Source organism: Stenotrophomonas muris (assembly GCF_052751275.1).
Genome location: NZ_CP199879.1, coordinates 3,084,066 through 3,106,437, shown reverse-complemented (window position 1 = coordinate 3,106,437; position 22,372 = coordinate 3,084,066). Strand labels below are relative to the sequence as shown.

General features: G+C 68.0%; 20 protein-coding genes. 19 read left to right on the top strand and 1 reads right to left on the bottom strand.

The window, feature by feature from the left end:
• The first annotated feature begins 33 nt into the window (after window positions 1-33).
• The 15 genes from ACUVWL_RS14555 to pncB all read left to right on the top strand — a co-directional run bounded on the left by ACUVWL_RS14555 (window position 34) and on the right by pncB (window position 16,297).
• A complete protein-coding gene (locus ACUVWL_RS14555; protein WP_014645887.1) occupies window positions 34-1,887 on the top strand; it encodes a S8 family peptidase in 1,854 nt (617 codons plus the stop codon).
• Between the two features lie 136 nt (window positions 1,888-2,023).
• Window positions 2,024-3,745, top strand: coding sequence for a type II secretion system ATPase GspE (gspE, locus tag ACUVWL_RS14550; protein ID WP_032956506.1), 1,722 nt, complete (start codon window positions 2,024-2,026; stop codon window positions 3,743-3,745).
• 24 nt (window positions 3,746-3,769) lie between these two features.
• Window positions 3,770-4,990 carry a type II secretion system protein XpsF gene (gene xpsF, locus ACUVWL_RS14545; protein WP_032956504.1) on the top strand — a complete coding sequence of 407 codons (1,221 nt, stop codon included), beginning with the start codon at window positions 3,770-3,772 and terminating at the stop codon, window positions 4,988-4,990.
• 49 nt (window positions 4,991-5,039) lie between these two features.
• Complete coding sequence (gene gspG / locus ACUVWL_RS14540; protein ID WP_014645890.1) at window positions 5,040-5,483, top strand: type II secretion system major pseudopilin GspG; 444 nt, start codon at window positions 5,040-5,042, stop codon at window positions 5,481-5,483.
• A 6-nt stretch (window positions 5,484-5,489) separates the two neighbouring features.
• Window positions 5,490-5,984 carry a type II secretion system protein XpsH gene (gene xpsH, locus ACUVWL_RS14535; RefSeq protein ID WP_014645891.1) on the top strand — a complete coding sequence of 165 codons (495 nt, stop codon included), beginning with the start codon at window positions 5,490-5,492 and terminating at the stop codon, window positions 5,982-5,984.
• Window positions 5,981-6,400 carry a type II secretion system protein XpsI gene (gene xpsI, locus ACUVWL_RS14530; protein ID WP_075076486.1) on the top strand — a complete coding sequence of 140 codons (420 nt, stop codon included), beginning with the start codon at window positions 5,981-5,983 and terminating at the stop codon, window positions 6,398-6,400. The genes xpsH and xpsI overlap by 4 nt, the downstream gene beginning before the upstream one ends.
• On the top strand, window positions 6,397-7,029 hold the full coding sequence (locus ACUVWL_RS14525; RefSeq protein ID WP_049404741.1) for a type II secretion system protein J: 633 nt from the start codon (window positions 6,397-6,399) through the stop codon (window positions 7,027-7,029). Before xpsI ends, ACUVWL_RS14525 begins: the two co-directional genes overlap by 4 nt.
• The gene (locus tag ACUVWL_RS14520) at window positions 7,026-7,889 is read left to right on the top strand and encodes a general secretion pathway protein GspK (RefSeq protein ID WP_046428741.1); all 864 of its coding nucleotides are present in this window, start codon (window positions 7,026-7,028) and stop codon (window positions 7,887-7,889) included. Before ACUVWL_RS14525 ends, ACUVWL_RS14520 begins: the two co-directional genes overlap by 4 nt.
• Window positions 7,886-9,031: a PilN domain-containing protein gene (locus ACUVWL_RS14515; RefSeq protein WP_014645895.1), complete on the top strand. Its 1,146-nt coding sequence runs from the start codon at window positions 7,886-7,888 to the stop codon at window positions 9,029-9,031. The genes ACUVWL_RS14520 and ACUVWL_RS14515 overlap by 4 nt, the downstream gene beginning before the upstream one ends.
• The gene (gene gspM / locus ACUVWL_RS14510) at window positions 9,012-9,719 is read left to right on the top strand and encodes a type II secretion system protein GspM (RefSeq protein WP_288496538.1); all 708 of its coding nucleotides are present in this window, start codon (window positions 9,012-9,014) and stop codon (window positions 9,717-9,719) included. The genes ACUVWL_RS14515 and gspM overlap by 20 nt, the downstream gene beginning before the upstream one ends.
• On the top strand, window positions 9,709-10,497 hold the full coding sequence (locus ACUVWL_RS14505; protein ID WP_014645897.1) for a hypothetical protein: 789 nt from the start codon (window positions 9,709-9,711) through the stop codon (window positions 10,495-10,497). The genes gspM and ACUVWL_RS14505 overlap by 11 nt, the downstream gene beginning before the upstream one ends.
• A gap of 9 nt (window positions 10,498-10,506) precedes the next feature.
• Window positions 10,507-12,714, top strand: coding sequence for a type II secretion system secretin GspD (gene gspD, locus ACUVWL_RS14500; RefSeq protein WP_049404733.1), 2,208 nt, complete (start codon window positions 10,507-10,509; stop codon window positions 12,712-12,714).
• Window positions 12,715-13,325: 611 nt separating this feature from the next.
• A complete protein-coding gene (locus tag ACUVWL_RS14495) occupies window positions 13,326-14,177 on the top strand; it encodes a glycosyltransferase family 2 protein (RefSeq protein ID WP_046428748.1) in 852 nt (283 codons plus the stop codon).
• Complete coding sequence (locus ACUVWL_RS14490; RefSeq protein WP_014645900.1) at window positions 14,174-15,013, top strand: glycosyltransferase family 2 protein; 840 nt, start codon at window positions 14,174-14,176, stop codon at window positions 15,011-15,013. The genes ACUVWL_RS14495 and ACUVWL_RS14490 overlap by 4 nt, the downstream gene beginning before the upstream one ends.
• Window positions 15,014-15,115: 102 nt before the next feature.
• On the top strand, window positions 15,116-16,297 hold the full coding sequence (gene pncB, locus ACUVWL_RS14485; protein WP_014645901.1) for a nicotinate phosphoribosyltransferase: 1,182 nt from the start codon (window positions 15,116-15,118) through the stop codon (window positions 16,295-16,297).
• A 16-nt stretch (window positions 16,298-16,313) separates the two neighbouring features.
• Here the strand turns inward: pncB and ACUVWL_RS14480 are convergent, their stop codons facing one another.
• Window positions 16,314-16,679 (bottom strand): hypothetical protein, encoded by a 366-nt coding sequence (locus ACUVWL_RS14480; RefSeq protein WP_014645902.1) that lies wholly within the window; start codon window positions 16,677-16,679, stop codon window positions 16,314-16,316.
• A 458-nt stretch (window positions 16,680-17,137) separates the two neighbouring features.
• Here ACUVWL_RS14480 and ACUVWL_RS14475 point away from each other — a divergent pair, with 458 nt between their 5' ends.
• The 4 genes from ACUVWL_RS14475 (at window position 17,138) to ACUVWL_RS14460 (ending at window position 22,176) form a co-directional block, all read left to right on the top strand.
• On the top strand, window positions 17,138-17,677 hold the full coding sequence (locus ACUVWL_RS14475) for a fimbrial protein (RefSeq protein ID WP_014645903.1): 540 nt from the start codon (window positions 17,138-17,140) through the stop codon (window positions 17,675-17,677).
• 85 nt (window positions 17,678-17,762) lie between these two features.
• Window positions 17,763-18,491, top strand: coding sequence for a fimbrial biogenesis chaperone (locus ACUVWL_RS14470; protein ID WP_014645904.1), 729 nt, complete (start codon window positions 17,763-17,765; stop codon window positions 18,489-18,491).
• Between the two features lie 92 nt (window positions 18,492-18,583).
• Window positions 18,584-21,148, top strand: coding sequence for a fimbria/pilus outer membrane usher protein (locus tag ACUVWL_RS14465; RefSeq protein WP_445979170.1), 2,565 nt, complete (start codon window positions 18,584-18,586; stop codon window positions 21,146-21,148).
• Window positions 21,139-22,176 carry a fimbrial protein gene (locus ACUVWL_RS14460; RefSeq protein WP_049442171.1) on the top strand — a complete coding sequence of 346 codons (1,038 nt, stop codon included), beginning with the start codon at window positions 21,139-21,141 and terminating at the stop codon, window positions 22,174-22,176. The genes ACUVWL_RS14465 and ACUVWL_RS14460 overlap by 10 nt, the downstream gene beginning before the upstream one ends.
• Window positions 22,177-22,372 lie beyond the last annotated feature (196 nt).

The window sequence follows — 22,372 nt, the reverse complement described above, 5'->3', positions numbered from 1 at the left end:
GGTTCGATCCATGACCCAGAAGAGGAATTCGACGTGATCAAGAAGCAGAACCTTCGCATCAATGTGCTTGCCGCCGCCGTGCTGTCGATGACGGCGGTCGGTGCCGTCCACGCCGCCGGGTTGCCGACCCGTGAACCGGTGCGCCAGGCCAGCACCGCCCAGCCGGGTACCGAGCGCATCATCGTCAAGTACCGGGCCGGCGCTGCTGCCGCCACCGACCGCTCGGCGAAGCTGTCCACCGTGCAGTCCGCACTGACCCGTGCCAGTCTCTCCGGCGGCACGTCACGCGCCAGCACGCTCGGCCCGCAGGTGGTCCGCAAGCTGTCTACCGGTGCGGACCTCATCCGTGTGCAGGGCCGCCTGGCACCGGCCGAACTGCAGCGCGTGCTGAAGGAACTGAAGGCCGATCCGTCGGTGCAGTACGCCGAAGCCGACGTGAAGCTGCGCCGCAGCGAACTGCGTGCCGGCAACGTGCAGCCGGCGCTGGTGCCGAACGATCCCTTCTACCAGCAGAACCAGTGGCATCTGCACAATGCGGTCGGCGGCATCAACGCACCGGCGGCGTGGGATGTCTCGCAGGGCGAGGGCATCGTGGTGGCAGTGATCGACACCGGCGTCCTGCCGCAGCATCCGGACCTGGTCGGAAACCTGCTGGAAGGCTACGACTTCATCAGCGATGCGGAGACCTCGCGGCGCCCGACCAACGATCGCGTGCCGGGTGCGCAGGACTACGGTGATTGGGTCGAGAACGACAACGAGTGCTATGACGGCTCGCTGGCCGACGACAGTTCCTGGCACGGCACCCACGTCGCCGGCACCGTGGCCGAGCAGACCAACAACGGCGTCGGCATGGCCGGTGTCGCCTACAAGGCCAAGGTGCTGCCGGTCCGCGTGCTGGGCAAGTGCGGCGGCTACCTGTCCGACATCGCTGATGCGGTGACCTGGGCCTCCGGCGGTACCGTGACCGGCATCCCGGCCAACACCAATCCGGCCGAGATCATCAACATGAGCCTGGGGGGCGGTGGTTCCTGCGCCAGCACCTACCAGGACGCGATCAACGGCGCGATCTCGCGCGGTACCACGGTGGTGGTGGCTGCCGGCAATGAAGCCGACAACGCGTCCAAGTACCAGCCGGCCAGCTGCGAAGGCGTGGTGACCGTGGGTGCCACCCGCATCACCGGTGGCATCACCTACTACTCCAACTATGGAGCCCGCGTGGACCTGTCCGGTCCGGGCGGTGGCGGCAGTGTCGACGGCAACCCGGGCGGCTACATCTGGCAGACCGGCTCCAATGCGGCCACCACGCCGGAATCGGGCACGCCGGGCTACATGGGCATGGGCGGTACCTCGATGGCTTCGCCGCATGTGGCCGCCGTTGCGGCACTGGTGCAGAGCGCACTGATCGCCAAGGGCAAGGATCCGTTGACCCCGGCCGCGATGCGTACCCTGCTGAAGGAAACGGCGCGTCCGTTCCCGGTCGCCATCCCGGCGGCGACCCCGATCGGTACCGGCATCCTGGATGCCAAGGCCGCGCTGGCCAAGGCACTGGAAGAACCGTGCACCGAGAACTGCGGGCCGGTGGCCACGCCGCTGACCAACAAGGCCGCAGTCGGCGGCCTGAACGGTGCTGCCGGCAGCAGCAAGCTGTACAGCTTCGAAGCCGTCGCCGGAAAGCAGCTCAGCGTGATCACCTACGGTGGCACCGGCAACGTCTCGGTCTACATTGCCCAGGGGCGTGAGCCGAGCGCCAGCGACAACGACGGCAAGTCGACCCGGCCCGGCACGTCCGAAACGGTGCGGGTGAACAAGCCGGTGGCGGGCACCTATTACATCAAGGTGGTGGGCGAAGCGGCATACAACGGCGTGAGCATTCTCGCCACGCAGTAATCACCTCGTGTCGTAGTTGAACGGCCGACGCCCGTCACCCTGTGTGACGGGCTTCGTCTTTTTACGAAAGGTGGCCGCAGGGCGGCGGAAATCACGGCTTAACTGCTAAAGTCGGGCCGATTGACAGGAGAGTCACGTGAACGCGCTCGCTGCAACCGTTACCGACGACGCCGAAGGCCGCATCCTGGATGCGTTGCTGGCGCGCGGCCGGCTCAAGGAAGGAGACCTGGCACGCGCGCGGCCATTGCATGCCGAGGCCGGCGGCAGTCTGCTGGGCCTGCTGGTGCGCCTGGGCCTGGTGTCTGAACGCGACCAGGCACAGGCCAGCGCTGAGGTGCTGGGCCTGCCGCTGCTGGAGGGCAAGCAGGTGCCGGAGGCCCCGCCGCAGGCGCTGGCCGAGGGACTTCCGCTGTCGCTGCGCTTCCTGAAGCAGTTCCATGTGTGCCCGCTGGAGTTGGATGAACACGGGGTGCGGCTGTGGCTGGCCGATGCCCACGACGCCTATCCACAGCAGGCCGTGCAGTTGGCCCTTGGGGTTCCGGTGATACCGGTGCTGGGCATGCGCGCGGAGATCGATGACCTGGTCGAGCGCTGGTTCGGCCAGGGCCGCAGCGCGATGGGCGCGATCGTGGAAACCGCGGATGGCGAGGGCGGTGCGGTCGACGACATCGAGCACCTGCGCGACCTTGCGTCGGAAGCACCGGTGATCCGCCTGGTCAACCTGGTGATCCAGCGTGCGGTGGAGCTGCGCGCTTCGGATATCCATGTCGAACCGTTCGAGAGCCGGTTGAAGGTCCGCTACCGCGTCGATGGCGTGCTGGTGGAGGGCGAAAGCCCGCCGGCCAACCTCACCGCTGCGGTGATCAGCCGCATCAAGATCATGGCCCGGCTCAACATCGCCGAGCGCCGCCTGCCGCAGGACGGCCGCATCATGCTGCGCGTGCAGGGCAAGGAGCTGGACCTGCGCGTGAGCACGGTACCGACCGCGCATGGCGAAAGCGTGGTGATGCGCCTGCTGGACCGCGAAACGGTGGTGTTCGATTTCCACCGGCTCGGCTTCACCGATGCCTTCCTGCCGCAGTTCCGCAAGGTGCTGGAACAGCCGCATGGCATCCTGCTGGTCACCGGCCCGACCGGCTCGGGCAAGACCACCACGCTGTACACCGCGCTGAGCCAGCTCAACACCGCCGACGTCAAGATCATCACGGTCGAAGACCCGGTGGAATACCAGATCGAAGGCATCAACCAGATCCAGGCCAAGCCGCAGATCGGCCTCGACTTCGCCAATGCCCTGCGCAGCATCGTGCGCCAGGATCCGGACATCATCATGATCGGTGAAATGCGCGACCTGGAAACCGCGCGCATCGCCATCCAGTCGGCGCTGACCGGCCACCTGGTGCTGTCCACCCTGCATACCAACAACGCAGCCGGTGGCATCACCCGCCTGCTCGACATGGGCGTGGAGGACTACCTGCTCACGTCCACCATCAACGGCATCCTGGCCCAGCGCCTGGTGCGCCGGCTGGAGCCGACCCACGCCGAGCGCTACGAAGCCTCGCCGGAAGAGATCGAGCGGTTCGAACTGCGCCGCCTGCAGCCGGAAGGGCCGATCCACCTGTACCGCCCGAAGCCGTCTGCGCTGGCGCCGACCGGCTACCTGGGGCGTACCACCATCATGGAATTCCTGGTGATGAACGATGCGCTGCGCCGTGCGGTGATGCGCCGCGATGGCATGGGCGAGATCGAGCGCATCGCCCGCGAGGCCGGCATGCGCACTATGTACGAGGATGGCCTGTCCAAGGCGTTGAGCGGGCAGACCACCATCGAGGAAGTGCTGCGCGTGACCGAGGAAAGCTGATGCGTGCAGGACGCCGGGGCTGACATGCCGAACTATCGCTACAAGGCGCTCAATCCGCATGGCGAGGTCTTCGATGGGCAGATGGAAGCGGCCAGCGAGGCCGAGTTGATCGCGCGCCTGCAGGACCAGGGCCACCTGCCGATGGAGACGCAGCTGGCCGACGCCGGCGCGATCGGCGGCAGCAGCTGGCGCAACCTGCTGCAGCAGCGCCCGCTGCAGGGCGCCGCCCTGCTGCAGTTCACCCAGCAGCTGGCGACCCTGCTCGGTGCCGGCCAGCCGCTGGACCGCGCGCTGTCGATCCTGCTGGGGTTGCCCGAGGACGAACGATCGCGCCGCGCGATCACCGACATCCGCGACGTGGTGCGCGGTGGCGCACCGCTGTCCACCGCGCTGGAGCGCCAGCATGGGCTGTTCTCGCGCCTGTACGTGAACATGGTGCGCGCCGGCGAAGCCGGTGGCAGCCTGCATGAAACCCTGCAACGCCTGGCCGACTACCTCGAGCGCAGCCGCGCGCTGCAGGGCAAGGTCATCAACGCGCTGGTCTACCCGGCGATCCTGCTGGTGGTGGTCGGTGGCGCGCTGTTGTTCCTGCTCGGCTACGTGGTGCCGCAGTTCGCGCAGATGTACGAAAGCCTGGACGTGGCGCTGCCGTGGTTCACCAACGCGGTACTGCAGCTGGGCCTGTTCGTGCGTGACTGGTGGGTGCTGCTGCTGGTGGTGCCCGGCGTGCTGGTGCTGTTCTTCGAGCGCAAGGCGCGGCAACCGGCGTTCCGGTTGGCGCTGGATGGCTGGCTGCTGCAGCGGCGTGGCATCGGTCGCCTCATCGGCGAGCTGGAAACCGCCCGGCTGGCGCGCACGCTGGGCACACTGCTGCGCAACGGCGTCCCCTTGCTGGGGGCACTGGGCATCGCGCGCAACGTGCTGGGCAACCGCGCCCTGGCCGCTGACGTCGAAACGGCCGCCGATGAAGTGAAGAACGGCGCCGGCCTGTCGCTGGCCCTGTCGCGCGGCAAGCGGTTCCCGCGCCTGGCGCTGCAGATGATCCAGGTCGGCGAGGAATCCGGCGCACTCGATACCATGCTGCTCAAGGCCGCCGACACCTTCGAACAGGACAGCGCCCGGCGCATCGACCGCATGCTGGCGGCGATGGTGCCGGCGATCACCCTGGTGCTGGCCTCGGTGGTCGGCGCGGTGATCGTGGCTGTGCTGGTGCCGCTGTATGACCTGACCAATGCCATCGGTTGACGATGGCACTCCCTGCAACCCCGACACTCCGCAACTGAAAGGACCGTCCATGATTGCCCGTCGCCGACCGATCCGCCTTTCCTTCACCGCCGCGCGCAACCAGTCGGGCATGAGCCTGCTGGAAATCATCATCGTCATCGTGCTGATCGGCGCGGTGCTCACCCTGGTCGCCAGCCGCGTGCTGGGCGGCGCCGACCGTGGCAAGGCCAACATCGCCAAGGCGCAGGTGCAGACCGTCGCCTCCAAGATCGACAACTACCAGATCGACACCGGCAAGCTGCCGGCCACGCTCAACGACCTGGTGACGGCGCCGGCCGGTGTCGGCGGCTGGCTCGGCCCGTACGCCAAGCCCGCCGACCTGAATGACCCGTGGGGCCACGCACTGGAGTACCGGGCGCCGGGCGAAGGCCAGCCGTATGAGCTGGTCAGCCTGGGCAAGGATGGCAAGGCTGGCGGCAGCAGCGTCGACGCTGACATCCGCTACCAGCCGTAACCGCGCATGACGCACTTCCTGCCGCGCCGGTTGCCACGCCCGCGCCTGCACGGCAGGCGCGCGGCTGGACTGTCGTTGCTGGAAATGCTGCTGGTGATCGCATTGATCGCGGCGATCGGCCTGATCACCGCCGCCGGCCTGTCGCGCGGGTTCGCCGGCATGCAGCTGCGCAGCGCCGGCAAGGACATCGCCAGCCAGCTGCGCATGGTGCGCGCGCAGGCGATCGCCCGCGGCGAACCGCAGCGCTTCGTGATCGAACCGGCACGGCGCCGCTGGGAGGGGGCCAACCAGCGCCACGGTGAGGTGCCGGCACAGCTGCAGGTGCAGTTCGAAGGTGCCGCACAGCTGGCCACCGCGGCGGGGCAGGGCGTGATCGAGTTCCATCCCGATGGTGGCTCCAGCGGCGGCCGTATCCGGTTGCAGCGCGACGGTGCCGAATGGCGCGTCGACGTCGGCTGGCTGACCGGCGAGGTCCGCTCCGGCCCCTGGCGGGCGCAATGAAGCGGCGCGCGCGTGGCTTCACCCTGCTGGAAGTGATCGTCGCTTTCGCCCTGCTGGGCCTGGCGTTGACCCTGCTGCTGGGCAGCCTGTCCGGTGGCGCGAAGCAGGTACGTGACGCCGAGCTGCGCACGCGTGCGGTGCTGCATGCACAGTCGTTGCTGGCCCAGGCCGGTGTCGACGCGCCGCTGCAGGTGGGCAGCCAGCAGGGTGACTGGGAACAGGGGCGCTATCACTGGGAGCTGCAGGTCCAGCCGTGGGTCGAGCCACGCGCCGGCAACGTCGTGCAGGCCACGTCAGCGGGCACCCCATGGCTGGCCGAGCTGCAGCTGCGGGTGCGCTGGGGCGACAGCGAGCGCGAACAACTGCACTGGCGCAGCCTGCGCCTGTTGCCGCCCGACCTGGAGAACGCGCGATGAAGCGGCGCGCCGCGGGCTTCACCCTGGTCGAAGTGATGCTGGCCACCGTGCTGCTGGCCGGCGGCCTGGCACTGGCCTTTGCCAGCGTGCGCTCGGCGATGGCGGTCAGCCAGCGCGGCGAGCAGATCGCCGCTGAAAGCGAACGCATGCGCGCGGTCGAGTCGTTGCTGCGCAGGCAGCTGGCGGGTGCACTGCGCACCCCGCTGGAGGCCCCGGACCCCACCCGCGAACCCATCTTCTTCCAGGGCGAGGAGCAACGCATGCTGTTCGCCGCCGACCTGCCCGGTTACCTCGGCCGTGGCGGCCCCTACCTGCACGCGCTGCAGGTGGACGGACGCGGTGGCCAACAGCGCCTGCTGCTGGACCTCGTGCTGCTGCAGGAAGGCGAGCGCATCGCCGAGAATCCGCCGCGCCCGCCGGAGGTGCTGGTGGACAACCTGAAGTCAGTGCAGCTGCGCTATCGCGGCATCGATGCCAGCACCGGGCAGGTGACCGACTGGCTGCCGCGCTGGGATGACACCCGCCGCCTGCCGATGCTGGTGGAAATCCAGATCGTGCCATCCCGGGGCGCGCCGTGGCCGCCACTGGTGGTGGCGCTGCGTGCCGGTGGCAGTGGAGGCACGCGATGAGCCGTCAGCGCGGGGCGGCATTGGTGCTGGTGCTGTGGCTGATCGCATTGATGACGGCGCTGGTCGGTGCGTTCGCGCTGAGCGCACGGGTCGAGCACCTGCAGCAGCGCGTGCTGGATGACGATGCACGCGGGCAGGAACGTGCGCGCGCCGGCCTCGAATATGCCCTCCTGCGCCTGTCAGCCGATCCGCAACGGGCGCCCTGGCGTGCCGATGGCCGTACCTACCGCTGGCAGTTCGACGACGCCAGCATCGAGATCAAGGTGCTGGACGAGAACGGCAAGATCAACCTGAACCTGGCCGACGCCGCACTGCTGACCGCCTTCCTCAAGGCGCTGGGCGAAGACGATGCACAGGCCCGGCAGTTGGCCGGCGCCATCATCGACTGGCGCGACGAGGACAGCCTGCTGCAACCGGGCGGTGGCGCCGAAGCGCCGGACTACGCCGCAGCCGGATTGCCCTACGGCCCACGCAACAAGCGCTTCGAGACCCTGGGCGAGCTGCAGCGGGTCCTGGGCATGCGCGGACCCCTGTACCGGGCGATGCTGCCGCACCTGACCCTCTACAGCCGCCAGGCACGGCCGGATCCGCAGTTCGCCAGCGCGCCGGTGCTGACCGCGCTGGGCCTGGATGCGGACAGTGTGATGGCGCAGCGCGCACAGCAGGAGCGTGATGCAGATTCCGCTGGCGGCACGACAACGCTTGCCAGCAGCAGCGGCACCTATAGTATCGAGTCCGGTGCCATCGACGGCAGTGGACGCAGGTCGGTGTTGCAGGCAGTGGTACGCAGTGGCTCGGGCGGGGTTCCCGGGCGGACTTACACAGTGCTTCGCTGGGAGCAGGGAATGACAGCAAGATGACGGCGTGGCAGGACAGTCTGCGGCAGGTGCAGGGCCGGATCGGCCCGGGCGCCGGCCGTTTCCTGCGCTGGTGGCGGCAGTCGCTGCTGGCCTGGGTGCCGGTGCGCTGGCAATGGGCATTGGGCTGGGGCCAGGCACGCCTGCTGCTGCAGCACGAGGGCGACCAGCTGCAGGTCTGGCGTGAAGCCGGCGAACGCCGCGAAGCGGTGGCGCGCCTGCCGTGGCCGCTGTCGCCGGTGGAGCTGGACCGCGTGCTGGAGCCTCGCCTGCGTACTCTGCCGCGGGTGTGGCTGCTGCCGGCGACGGACGTCCTGCGGCGTAGCCTGCGCCTGCCTGCCGCAGCGGCCGACCGCCTGCGCGCCGTGGTCGGTTTCGAGATCGACCGGCAGACCCCGTTCGAATCATCCCAGGTCAGTTATGACGTGCGTGAGCTCGGCGCGGGCGGCGAGGGCCAGCTGCAGGTCGAACTGGTGGCGTGGCCATTGCGGCAGCTGGACGCATGGCGCACCAGTGTGGGCCCATGGGCCGATGCGCTGGCGGGCGTCGATGCCATCGATGCGCAGGGCAACGTGCTGCAGGTGAACCTGCTGCCGCCCGCACAGCGCCAACTGCGGCCAGACCCGATGCGACGCTGGAACCTGCTGCTGGCAGTGGCTGCCGTCGTGATGCTGGTACTGGCCGCGGTGCAGCTGCTCGACAACCGCCAGGCCGCCGCCGATGAGCTGCGTGCACAGGTCGAGCGCAGCGCGCGCAGTGCGCGAGGTGTGGCCAGCGAACGCGCGCAGCTGCAGGCGCTGATCGATGGCGCCGCATTCCTGGAGAAGCAGCGCAGCCAGCGCGCCGGCACCGTTGAAATCTGGAACGAACTGACCCGGCGCCTGCCGGAAGGTACCTACCTGGAGAAGCTGGCGATCGAGAACAACAACCTGCAGCTGATCGGCCTGAGCCGCGAGGCGTCGCAGCTGGTGCAGCTGCTGCAGGACGCACCGCAGTGGCGCAAGGTCAACCTGACCGGGGTGCTGCAGGCCGATGGCGCGGCCAGTGGCCGCGACCGCTTCACCATGACCGCCGAACTGCAGCCGTTGCCGGCCGCCGCACCAACCCCGGAGGCGGCCGATGCCGATGCCAAGCGCACGCCGTGACCGCTGGCTGGCGCTGGCACTGCTGCTGGCAGTGCTGGGCCTGGCCTATCTGCTGCTGGTGCACCCCTGGTTCACCCAGCCGCTGCGTGCGATCGATGCCGATGTCGCCGCCCTGCGCGAACGCGAGTCGCGCGTGCAGGCGCAGCTGCAGCAGCAGCCGCAGATCGAACAGCACCTTCGCGCTACCCGCGAGGCACTGCAGCAGCGGCCAGGCTTCCTGCGCGAAGCCACTGCCGAAGCTGCCGCCGCTGCATTGGGCGCCCGGCTGCAGGATGCGGTGGCGATGGCCAGCCCGGGCAACCGCAGCTGCACCATCAGCAACCGCACGCCGCTGACCGACAACCGGCGCGACGCCGAGTTCGTGCGCGTCGCCATGCAGGTGCGCCTGCGCTGCGGGGTGGCCGAACTGGCCACCGTGCTGCACAGCCTGGAAACCGGCAGCCCACGCCTGTTCGTCGACAACCTCAACCTGATCGCGCAGCGCTTCCAGCAATCACCGAACGAATCGGGGCTGGGCCTGGACGTGTCCTTCGAGCTGGCCGGCTATCTGCTGCCGGGCGCTGCCGCCGATGGCACGGTTCCGGCGCCCGCTGCGACACCGGCACCGTCCGCGTCGCCGGCCGAGGCCGTACCTGCGCCGCAGCCGGCGCCACCGTCCGAAGGGCAGGAGGTGGCCGATGAAGCTTGAGCAGATCAGCCTGCGTACCGGCTTCCTGCTGGCGCTGGCCGGTTGGGCGGCCGCCGTCTGGCTGGCGACCGGCTTCGGGCTGGGCAGCCAGCTGCCGGGTGCCGGCGGTGATGCCGACGCCGCGCCATCGCTGCCATCGCTGCCGCCGCTGGCGGCCGAGCGCATGGCCAGCGCCGACAGCTACAGCGCGATCGGTGAGCGCCCGTTGTTCGCCGAAGACCGCAGGCCGCGGCCTTATCTGCTGGGTGGCAGCGAACCGGCGGCCAGCGCCGCGTTGCGCCTCACCGGTGTGCTGCTGACCGGCGATTTCGGCATGGCCACGTTCACCACCGAACAGAACCGCTCGCTGCGCCTGCGCCTCAACGGCGAAGCCGTGGATGGCTGGCAGCTGGTGGCGCTGCAGCCGCGCCAGGCGACGGTGATCGGCCCCGGTGGCAACCAGGTCCTGGAACTGGCGGTGTTCAACGGCCAGGGCGGTGAGCCGCCGACGGTGCTGCGCGGTGCCAACGGCGCACCGCCTGCAGGTGCGATCGTGGTGCCGCCCTCGGCGGGCGCTCCGCCGGCGCCGCCACCGCCCGCGGCAATCCCATCGCCGTCGCCCGCTGGCAATGCACCAGCGCCTGCGGCGGCCGCTGCAACAACCCCACCGGCCAACAACAACGGTCCCAGTGAAGCGCAGATGCAGGCCATCCGCGAGCGCATCCAGGCCCGCCGCCGCCAGCTGCAGCAACAGCAGCAACAACCGTCGCCGCCCCCGGGCGATGGCACCAACCGATAGAGTGAATGCATGAACCTGCGTTTTCTTCCCTGGTCCTTTGCCCTCGCGCTGCTGGTCGGCTGCAGTACGGTGTCCGCGCCGCACGTGCAGCGCAACGGCAATCTGTCGCCCAGCGCCGACGCCGGCCAGGCGGCCGATGTCGCTGCCGATGCCGCCCGTGAAAGCCAGGGGGCACCGCAGGCGGTGATCCGCCGCGGCACCGGCACCATGATCAACCGCGAGGCCGCGCGTGCGCCGGCACCGGCGCTGCACGGTGCCAGTACCGGCGAGGCGACCTTCAACTTCGAAGGCGAATCGCTGCATGCGGTGGTCAAGGCCATCCTTGGTGACATGCTTGGCCAGAACTACGTGATCGCACCAGGCGTGCAGGGCACGGTCACCCTGGCCACGCCCAAGCCGGTATCGCCGGCGCAGGCACTGAACCTGCTGGAGATGGTGCTGGGCTGGAACAACGCGCGGATGGTCTACAGCGGTGGGCGCTACAACATCGTCGCCGCCGACCAGGCGCTGGCCGGCACGGTCGCGCCAAGCACGGCACCCGCGGCCAGCGCGCGCGGCTTCGAAGTCCGCGTGGTCCCGCTGCAGTTCATCTCCGCCACCGAAATGAAGAAGGTGCTGGAGCCGTACGCGCGCCCCAACGCCATCGTCAACGTGGACAGTGGCCGCAACGTGATCACCCTGGGGGGTACCCGCGCGGAACTGGAAAACTACCTGCGCACCGTCGAGATCTTCGACGTCGACTGGTTGTCGGGCATGTCGGTGGGCGTGTTCCCGATCCAGTCGGGCAAGGCCGAGCAGGTCGCGGCCGACCTGGAAAAGGTGTTCGGCGAAGAGAGCAAGACGCCCAGCGCCGGCATGTTCCGTTTCCTGCCGCTGGAGAATGCCAACGCCGTGCTGGTGATCACGCCGCAGGTGCGCTACCTGGACCAGATCCAGCAGTGGCTGGATCGCATCGACACCGCTGGTGGCAGCGCCCGCCTGTTCTCCTACGAGCTGCGCTACATCAAGGCGCGCGACCTGGCCGAGCGCCTCAGCGAGGCCTTCGCCAGCAGTGGCAACCGCGGCGGCTCCAGCCCGGCCTCGCTGGCACCGGGCGCCATTCCGTCGCAGCTGGGCGGCGACGGCGACCGTGGCATGGACAACAGCAGCAGCAACCTGGGTTCGACGCTGGGCGGAACCAGTGGTAGTGGCAGTGGCAGCAGCAATGGCAGCCTGAACCTGCCGCAGCGCCAGCCCGGCAACGTCAGTGTCAGCCTGGAGGTGGAGGGCGACCGCGTCGGCGTGTCGGCGGTGGAGGAAACCAACACCCTGCTGGTGCGCTCGACGCCGCAGGCGTGGCGCTCGATCCGCGAGGTGATCGAGAAGCTGGACGTGATGCCGCTGCAGGTACACATCGAAGCCCAGGTGGCCGAGGTCTCGCTGGATGGCGACCTGAAGTACGGCGTGAACTGGTTCTTTGACAATGCCGTGGCCGGGCGTGCCCTGACGGGCGCATTGGGCGGCGTGACCCTGCCGGCGGCAGCGGGTGGCTCGTGGAGCAGCTTCGCCGGTGCCGCAACGGGCGGCGAAGGCCTGGGCTGGGCATTCACCGGCCACAATGGCGCGGCGGTGGTAAGTGCGCTGGACAAGGTCACGGATGTACGCCTGCTGCAGACGCCTTCGGTGTTCGTGCGCAACAACGCCGAGGCCACGCTCAACGTGGGCGACAAGGTGCCGATCAACACCACCACGGTGAACACCGGCGTGGGCACCAGCACCTACAGCTCGGTGCAGTACATCGACACCGGCGTGATCCTGAAGGTGCGCCCGCGCGTGACCCGCGATGGCACGGTGTTCCTGGATATCGTGCAGGAAGTGAGCAGCGCCTCGAACGTGCCCGACAACTGCAATCCGACCGAGCGCAACTGCAACCCGCGAATTTCCACAAAGAAGCTGTCGACCGAAGCGGCGGTGCAGAGCGGCGACACCATCATGCTGGCTGGCCTGATCACGGATTCGGGCACCGATGGCAGCAGCGGCATTCCCGGCCTGAGCCGTATTCCGGTAGTTGGCGCGCTGTTCGGGCAGAAGAGCCGCTCCAGCCGCCGTTCCGAGGTGATCGTGCTGCTGACCCCGAGCATCGTGCGCAACAGCCTGGAATCGCGCAACCTGACCGACGAGTACAGCAAGCGCTTCCGCGCGATGGAGCCGCTGAACCAGCCGCGCGCGAAGAAGTAAGGGGTTACGGCCGGGCGGCGCCCGGCACCCGCCGAGGCCGGAGCAACGGCAACGGCCAAAGCGAAAGCAACAGCAACAGCAACAGCGGGTTTACTGAGGGAGGGTGGGTCGGCGTGGGGTGGCAGGACACGCCGTAAACCCGTCCCTGGGGGCTCGATGGCGCCATCCATGGCGCCAACGGTCCTGTCACCCCACGCCGACCCACCTCTGACAGACTGCCGCGGCTGTTGGTAGGTGTCGACCTTGGTCGACACGGTGGATCCGCGCCATGCGTGGATGACTGTCTGTCAGATTTCGAAATCAGAAAATGGGGTCAGATCCGTTTTCCTCTGGAAAACGGATCTGACCCCAGGCTTTGCCGACAGATCGCAGAAATCTGTCGAAGGCGGGGTGGGTCCGATTGCGGGGGCGTGAGCCGCATGGATGCGGCGACCGAGCTTACATGGACGTACTTGCAGCGTCCCCCGCAACCGGACCCACCCCGCCATCCCACGGATAGCCGGCTTCTGCTGTTGCTTCGGCTCCAGCTCCAGCCTCCGCGGGTGCCGGGTGCAACCCGGCCGATACCCTCCCGGTGCTACGCTGTGGCCACCGACAACCACGGAGGCGGGATGGGGGCGATCGTGTTGTTGCCGCTGTGCGTGGACGATGCCGCACTCGACCGCTGCCTGGCCGCGCTGGATGCCGGCACGGCGCCAGGGACCGCGGTCTGGTTGGCCGATGACGCACAGACCGGGCCACGCGCGCAGGCGGTGGTGGAACACTGGCTGGCGCATACGCCGCTGCAGGCCGAGTACACCCGGCGCGCGCGGCCACTGGGCGAAGTCGCCCATCTGGACGAGATGCTGCGCGCCTGCGATGGCCTGGACGTGGCCGTGCTGGCGCCGGACAGCGTGCCATCACCCGGCTGGTTGCAGCAGTTGCAGGATGCCTTCGCCCGCGATGCCGCGATCGCCACCGCAACCCCCTGGTGCAATGCCGGCGAGACCGCCGCGTGGCCACGGCTGGGCGAGATCAATCCCGAGCCGCAGGACCCGGTCCTGCTGGCGCACACCTGCGCGACGCTGCCGACGCTGCACCCGGAGCTGCCATCGGCGGTCACCCACGCGGTGCTGGTGCGCGGCAACGCGCGCCGTCGCGCCGGCGGCCTGGACGTGGACAGCTACGCTGGCTGGAACGCGGCACTGGTCGACCTCAGCCTGCGCATGGCCGGCCTTGGCTGGCGCAACGTGCTGTGCGAGACCGCCTTCGTCAGCCGGGCAGGGGAGGCGGTCAGCCGCGATGGCGATCTGGAGGCCCTGGCCGCGCGCTGGCCGGCCTGGGTACCGCGGCTGGCCGATTTCCTGATGCACGACCCGCTGCACGGGCTGCGCGCCGACCTGCAGCAGCGCATGCGGCAGGCGATAATGCCGAAGGAACAGGGCGACCTGTTCGTCCCGTCAGTGCCGGAGCCACCCGTTTGAATGTTGCCATCGCCGCCATCGTCGTCACTTACCAGAGTGGGAGCACCATCGATGCCTGCCTCTCGCGCCTGCGCCAGGCGCAGGATGTGGCCGAGATCCGGGTGATCGACAATGGTTCGCTGGATGGCACCCTGGACATCGTGCAGCGGCATGCCAGCCACGATCCACGCGTGCGCTTCGTCGGCAACCCGGACAATCCCGGCTTCGCCGCCGCCAACAACCAGGGCGTGGCCGACTCGCACAGCCCGTGGCTGGCCTTCATCAACCCGGACCTGATGGTCGAGCCGGACACGCTGGCCGAACTGCGCTCCCGCGCCGAAGCGCTGGGCGACTGCCTGCTGGGCGTTGAACAGGTGGACGAGCATGGCCATGCCGACGAGGCGGTGCGCCGCCGCGACCCGGATTTCCTGAGGATGCTGCGTTCGCCCGGCAAGGGCTCGAAGCTGGCGGTTCCGCGTGAGCCGCACCAGGCACTGCAGCGGGTGCCGGCACTGTCCGGCGCACTGCTGATGATGCCGCGCGCGCTGTTCGACCGTATCGGTGGCTGGGACGCGGGCTATCGCCTGCACGCCGAGGACCTGGACCTGTGCCGGCGCGCGCGCGAAGCCGGCGCGGTGGTAGCGATCGCCAACGACCTGCAGGTTACCCATGTGCGCGGTGTCTCCAGCCGCTCGCGGCCGTTCTTCGTGGAATGGCACAAGCACAGGGGGCTGTGGCGCTACTTCCAGAAGTTCGAGGCCAGGCAGCGTTCGCTGCCGGTGCGCGCGGCGGTATGGGCTGCGATCTGGGCGCATGCGCTGATGCTGGTGCCGCGCCTGCTGCGCAGGTCGTTGTAGAGCCGAGCCCACGCTCGGCTGCATGGAAAGGGTCATCCACGCAATGGTGTGGCTCCACTCGCCGCGCCCACGGTTCACTCCGCCGGGCGCATAATCCGCCCCATGCCTATCATCCAGTCCCTGCTCGACACCGACCTGTACAAGTTCACCATGATGCAGGCGGTGCTCCACCAGCACCCCGGCGCCCAGGTGCAGTACCGGTTCAAGTGCCGCACCCCCGGCATCGACCTGGCAAGCTACATCGCCCAGATCGATGAGGAAATCGACCACCTGTGCAGCCTGCGTTTCAGCGACGCGGAACTGGACTACATGCGAGGCCTGCGCTTCGTGAAGCCGGACTTCGCCGATTTCCTCGGCCTGTTCCATCTGGACCGCAAGTACATCCAGCTGCGTGCGTCGACGGCCGTGCCCGGCGAGATCGAGCTGGACATCACCGGCCCGTGGCTGCACACCATCCTGTTCGAAGTGCCGCTGCTGGCGATCATCAACGAAGTCTGGTTCCGCAACACCACCACGGCCGACTTCGCCGAAGGCGAGCGCCGCCTGCAGGCCAAGGCCGCGCTGCTGCGCGATACCCCCGGTTTCGAGCACTGCCGCATCGCCGACTACGGCAGCCGCCGCCGCTACTCGCGTGACTGGCATGCCCGCCTGCTGCCGCTGCTGCGCGACGCGCTCGGCCCGCAGCTGGTCGGTACCAGCAACGTCCACTTCGCGCGCCTGTATGGCATGACCCCGCACGGCACCATGGCCCACGAGTACCTGCAGGCGTTCCAGGCGCTCGGCCCGCGCCTGCGTGATTCGCAGGTGGCGGCACTGGAATCGTGGGCGCGCGAGTACCGCGGCGATCTTGGCATCGCGCTGTCCGACGTGGTCGGCCTGGACGCGTTCCTGCGCGACTTCGACATGTATTTCTGCAAGCTGTTCGACGGTGTGCGCCATGACTCCGGCGATCCGTTCGACTGGGGCGACCGCATGCTGGCGCATTTCCAGCAGCGCCGGGTCGATCCGCGCAGCAAGGTGCTGGTGTTCAGCGATGGGCTCGACATCGCCAAGGTGATGCGGCTGTACGACTACTTCCGCGGTCGCTGCCAGGTCGCGTTCGGCGTTGGCACCCACCTGACCAATGACCTCGGCCCGACGCCGCTCAACATCGTCATCAAGATGGTCCGCTGCAACGGCCAGCCGGTGGCCAAGCTCAGCGATTCGCCGGGCAAGAGCATGTGCGACGACCCGGGTTACCTGGCCTACCTGCGCCAGGTGTTCGAATTGCCGCAGCCGGAGTAATACCGGCCTGCAGGGCTTACAGGTAGTCGACGACCACCAGGTAGGCGCCCTGCAGCGGCTGCTGCTTCGAAGCCTGCACGCTGTAGCGCTCGGAGAAGGCGATATCGCCGGCGCGCATCGCGCTGGCCGACACCGACAGCTTCTGGCCCTGGCGCTTGCCGTCACGCAGCGTCGCCGCCTGGCCATCGGCCAGTGCCGTCACGGCCACCGTCGAACCCTTGGCCGACGGCGGGCAGGCCGCCAGGCTCAGCTCACCCTGGGACAGGTTCGTCGTGCAGCCCGGCTCGGCGATACGGCCGCTGAAACGGATGCTGCCGCTGCTGGCCTGGGCCAGCGCACTGACGGACATCAGGGCCACGCACAGCAGAATGGAGTTCCTCATGACACGTTCTCTGGTTCGGTGTGTCCTAGTTAGCGACAGGATCGATCAACCTTTAATAGGACGATTCCGAATCTGCTAGGGCCATCACCAAGAAAGAGTGATGCGCATCAAAGAAGCCAAATTCCCCCTGAAAAATGCCTGTTTCCGCGCGTGCCGAACGCGTCGCGCAATGCGACATCCCCAGTCGTTTGTAGCGTGACCGGCCCCGCGTCAAATCCCCCGCACCCCGAGGCTGTGATTTCGCCTAGCACGTCACATTTAATGCGTCAATGAATTGGCGTTCAGAAAAATAATGAGACTTTCATCACAGTTGTGCCTATACTTGCGTCACGGATTCAGGGAGAGGTATGTCCGAGTCCGGCCACAGGTGAGACGCAAGGATGGGTCTTGTTAGCCCGGCAGTGCTCCTTGCTTCCTCCTCTACTTCTCATCTCTTCAGTAGGGTTAGGTAAAAGCGAATGCACAAGATGAACCTCATTGCCGCTCTGATGCTGGCCGCCGCTCCGCTGGCCGCCAACGCCGCCGACGGCACCATCACCTTCAATGGCAAGGTGACCGACAAGACCTGCACCATCTCGACCCCGGGCGGCAAGGACTTCGCCGTGACCCTGCCGACCGTGTCCAAGAACACCCTGGCCACCGCCGGTGCCGTTGCGGGCCGTACCCCGTTCGCCATCAACCTGACCAAGTGCAGCGCCGGCAACGTCGCCACCTACTTCGAGCCGGGTTCGACCGTCGACTTCAACAGCGGCCGCCTGGTCAACCAGGCCTCGGCCAACGCTGCCACCAACGTGCAGCTGCAGCTGCTGGGCTCGAACAACCAGTTCCTGCCGATCAAGGCTGCCGGCGCTGGCCTGGCGCAGACCAACTCGCAGTGGGTCACCGTCGGCACCGACGGCTCGGCCGATCTGAACTACTACGCTGAGTACTACGCCACTGCCGCCGCCACCCCGGGCGACGTCACCAGCAGCGTCAAGTACACGATCATCTACAACTGATCGTCGTCGTACCCGCATTGGCCGGCGTAAGCGCCGGCCAGTGCTTCGCGGCCCTTGGCCACACCCCTCGAGCGTAGTACTTCCGATGAAAGCAATCTTTCCCCGGGCGCTGCTGCTGGCAGCGTTCACGCTGCCCTTCTGCCAGAACGCTCTGGCCGGCGTGGTGGTCAACGGCACGCGAGTGATCTATCCGGCGCAGGCGCGCGAAGTGACCGTGCAGGTCGACAACGTGGGCGATTCGCCGGCGCTGGTCCAGGCCTGGATCGACAGCGGCGACGCCAACCAGACCGCCGACAACAGCGACGCCCCGTTTGTACTGACGCCGCCGATCGCGCGTGTCGAGCCGGGCCGCAGCCAGGCGCTGCGCGTGATCTTCTCCGGTGCGCAGCTGCCGACCGACCGTGAGTCGGTGTTCTGGCTCAACGTGCTGGATGTGCCGCCGTCGCCCGACAACGCCGACAGCGGCGACCAGAATTACCTGCAGGTCGCGTTCCGTTCGCGCCTGAAACTGTTCTACCGGCCGCAGGGCCTGAAGGGCGTCGCCAACGACGCGCCGGCAGCGTTGCGCTGGACCCGCACGGGCGATCGCCTGCGGGTGGAAAACCCCAGCCCCTTCCACGTTACGCTGGCCGAAGTGCATGCCGTGACCGGCAGCAGCGAGAAGACCGTCGAGGACAAGGGCGCCATGGTCGCGCCGAAGCAGAGCCTGGAGTTCACCGCACCGGCGGGCTCCGACCAGGTGCGCTTCATCACCATCAACGATTACGGCGGTCGGGTGGAGCACACGGTCCGCCTCGGCAGTACCGGGGGCTGAACGCGCCGCGCCGGCCATGGGCCTGCGCATCCCGCCACCGCCGCCGTGCGGCGAATTGAAGGAATGTCAGTGTGATCGGAAACAGATTGACATTGTCGATCCACCAGGCGATCTGCCTGCTGGTTGCTGGCGTGGCCTGCCCAGGATGGGCGCTGGCTGCGCCGGCCAATCTCGGCGAACAGGCGCTGATGGCGCAGAGCGGTGCGGCCAATGCGCGTGCACCCGAGTCGGCCCAGTTCAACTCCAGCTTCCTCTCCGGCCAGGCCAAGCAGGTCGACCTGGCCTCCTTCACCAATGGCAACCCGATGGTGGCTGGCACCTACCGTGTCGACGTCTACGTCAACGGTGGCTGGCAGGGCCGTCGCGATCTGCAGTTCAAGGCCGATGAGCAGGGCCGCGTCGACGCCTGCCTGCCGCTGCCGATGCTGGAAGAAATGGGTGTGGACAGCGAGGCCGTGCTGCTGCAGCAGGACCCGACGCTGCCGACCGACACGACCAGCTGCGTGCCGGTACAGCGGCGCATGGCCAATGCCTATGGCATCTATGACAGTGGCAACCTGCGCTACGACCTCAGCATCCCGCAGGTGTTCCTGCGCCGCGAGGCGCGCGGCTACGTCAATCCGTCGCTGTGGGACCGCGGCATCAACGCTGGCTTCGTCGGCTACAGCTTCAACGCCATCGACAGCGACAGCCGTGTTGAAGGGGGGCAGCGCAATCGCAGCGCCTACCTCGGCCTCAACGCCGGCCTGAACCTGGGAGGCTGGCAGTTCCGCCACGATGCCAACCTGACCTGGTCCGAAGGCAACGGCCGCCACTGGCAGAGCATTGCCACCTATGCGCAGCGCGGCATCCCGCAGGTGCGCGGCATGCTCACCATTGGTGAGGCCTACACCACGGGCGAGCTGTTCGATTCGATCGGCTACCGGGGTGCCAGCCTGGCCAGCGACGACCGCATGCTGCCCGATTCGCTGCGCGGTTACGCGCCGGTCGTGCGCGGCATTGCCGAAACCAACGCGCGCATCGAAGTGCGCCAGAACCAGCAGCTGATCTACTCCTCCACCGTATCGCCGGGCAGCTTCGTCATCGACGACCTGTACCCGACCGGCTACGGCGGCGACCTGGAAGTGAGCGTGATCGAGGCCGACGGCCGCCGCCGCGAATTCAAGGTGCCGTTCGGTTCTGTGCCGCAGATGCTGCGCGAAGGCGTGTCGCGCTACTCGCTGACCGCCGGCCAGGTGCGCAACAAGCTGCTGGCCGATGAGCCGTGGCTGGTGCAGGGTACCTACCAGCGTGGCATCGGCAACCAGTTGACCCTGTACGGCGGCAGCGCGCTGAGCGAAGGCTACCTGTCGCTGCTGTACGGTGTCGGCCTGTCCACGCGCGTCGGTGCCTTCGCTGCCGACGTCACCCATGCACGGACCTCGTTCGACCACTACGGCAGCCATACCGGCGCCAGTGTGCGGCTGAGCTACAGCAACATGATCGGCGAGACCGGGACCAACCTGACCCTGGCCGCCTACCGCTACTCCACTGAAGGCTTCTACAGCCTGCAGGACGCGCTGTATGGCCGTGATTCGGACAAGCGCGGCATCGACCCGACCACCCGTGGCCGTCAGCGCAGCCAGTTCCAGGTAACGCTGAACCAGCCGCTGGGCCGACGTGGCGGTGCGCTGTACGTGACCGGCTCGGTGCGTGACTTCTACGACCGTTCCGGCACCTCCAAGCAGTACCAGGTGGGCTACAACAACGCCTGGCGCTCGGTGAACTACGGTTTCTCGGCGCTGCGCACCGAAGAAGGCGTGCTCGGCCGTTCCGATACCCAGTACCTGCTGTCGATGAGCGTGCCGCTGGGCCGGGGCACCCACCCGGTGTCGTTCAGCGCCGACCTTGGCGCGCGCGACCGCGGTGGCTACGACAACAGCCGCGTCGGCATCACCGGTTCGGCCGGCGTCGACAACAACTTCAGCTACGGCGTGGCCCTGTCCGATTCCCGCGAGGGTGGCACCACTGCGGTCGGCAATGCCGAGTACCGCAGCCGCTACTCGGCGTTGAACGCCACCTACAGCCACTCGCGTGATTTCCGCCAGGCGTCGGTCGGTGCCAACGGCAGCGTGGTCGTGCATCCGGGCGGCTTCACCTTCACCCCGCAGCGCGGCGACACCATGGTGCTGGTCGAAGCGCCGGGCGCGCGCGATGCGATCGTCAGCAACGCGCCGGGCCTGCGCGTCGATGGCCGCGGCTACGCCGTGGTGCCGTACGTGTCGCCGTACCGCCTCAACACCGTCACCCTCGATCCGCAGGGCATGGCCCACGACGTCGAACTGGAAAGCACCAGCCAGTCCATCGCGCCGTTCGCCGGTGCCATCAGCTACCTGCGCTTCGACACCCGCAAGGGCAACGCGCTGCTGATCCAGGTGCGCAACGCCGATGGCCGCAGCATGCCGTTCGGTGCGCAGGTCAAGGACGAACAGGGCCAGCCGGTCGGCATGGTCAGCCAGGGCGGCCGCCTGTACGTGCGCAGCGAGAAGAACCAGGGCCAGTTGCAGGTCGAGTGGGGCGCCGGTGCCGACCAGCGCTGCACCATTGATTACCAGGTACCGGCGGGCGCCGATGCGTCCAAGACCGGCTTCATCCCGCTGGAGGCAGCATGCCGATGATTTCTTCCCGTGGCCGCAAGGCGCTGGCCGCGCTGGCCGTACTGGGCGGCGTGCTGCTGGCGCAGCAGGCCAGCGCCGCCTGCCGCATCCAGAACAGCTGGTTCATCGCCCAGGACGTGACCATGGACATGGGCCAGATCGTGATCCTGCCCAGTACCCCGGTCGGCGGTGTGATCAAGGAAATCAGTGAACCGATCACCCAGCAGAACAGCGTTGCCCGCTGCGATTCCTGGACCGGCGGTCGTTCGATCGGTGAGTACGTCAACGCAGCGCAGAAGCGCCCCGTGGCCGGCTTCTCGAACGTCTATGAAACCGATGTGGCAGGCGTCGGCATCCGCCTGTACCGCGATTCGGGTGCGATCCAGACCTACTACCCGCACTCGATCAACTTCGGTGGCGGTTCCGTGGTCAGCCTCATCGGTGGCCAGTTCCGCATCCAGCTGATCAAGACCGCTGCGCAGACCGGTTCGGGCGTGATCGCGCCGAACGGCCGCTTCACCAACTACTACTTCGACGGCGATGGCCCCGGGCGCCCGGTACTGACCTCGACGTTCAAGGGCTCGGGCACCACCGTGGTCAGCCCGACCTGTGAAGTGCAGGCCGGCAGCCGCAACATTGCCGTCGATTTCGGCAGTGTGCCCAACACCACCTTCACTGGTGTCGGCTCCAAGGCCGTTGATCGCGACTTCGAGATCCGCCTGAACTGCCAGGGCAGCAACGTTGCCGCCTACCAGAGCAAGATCGGCATCCGCCTCGATGCCGACCAGGACAGCTCGAACATGCCGGGCGTGCTGAAGCTGAGCGCGGCCAGCAACAGTGCCACCCGCATCGGCATCCAGATGGTCCAGCGCGATGGCAGCACCGAGCGTGAAGTGCGCTTTGGCCAGACCATCAGCGTTGGCACCACCGCGCCGGGTACCAGCGTCATGGCGCTGCCGCTGCGCGCGCGCTACGTGCAGACCCAGGCCGGTACGGTGGGCGCGGGTGTCGCAAACGGCCAGGCCACGTTCACCATCCAGTACGAGTAAGGCCGCCCCGGCGGCTGCCCCTGCTGCGCTCCGCCGCAACGTCGCCCGGCTCACGGGCGGCGTTGACTGCGTCTTGATCCTGCAACGATGAAGATCGATGCCACGACGCGCATACAGACGCCTTAGTGTGATGTATGTCGCGAATTTGGAGTTTCCTCATGAGGTGACCGTCTCCTGCCTGCGGGTGCTGGACGGC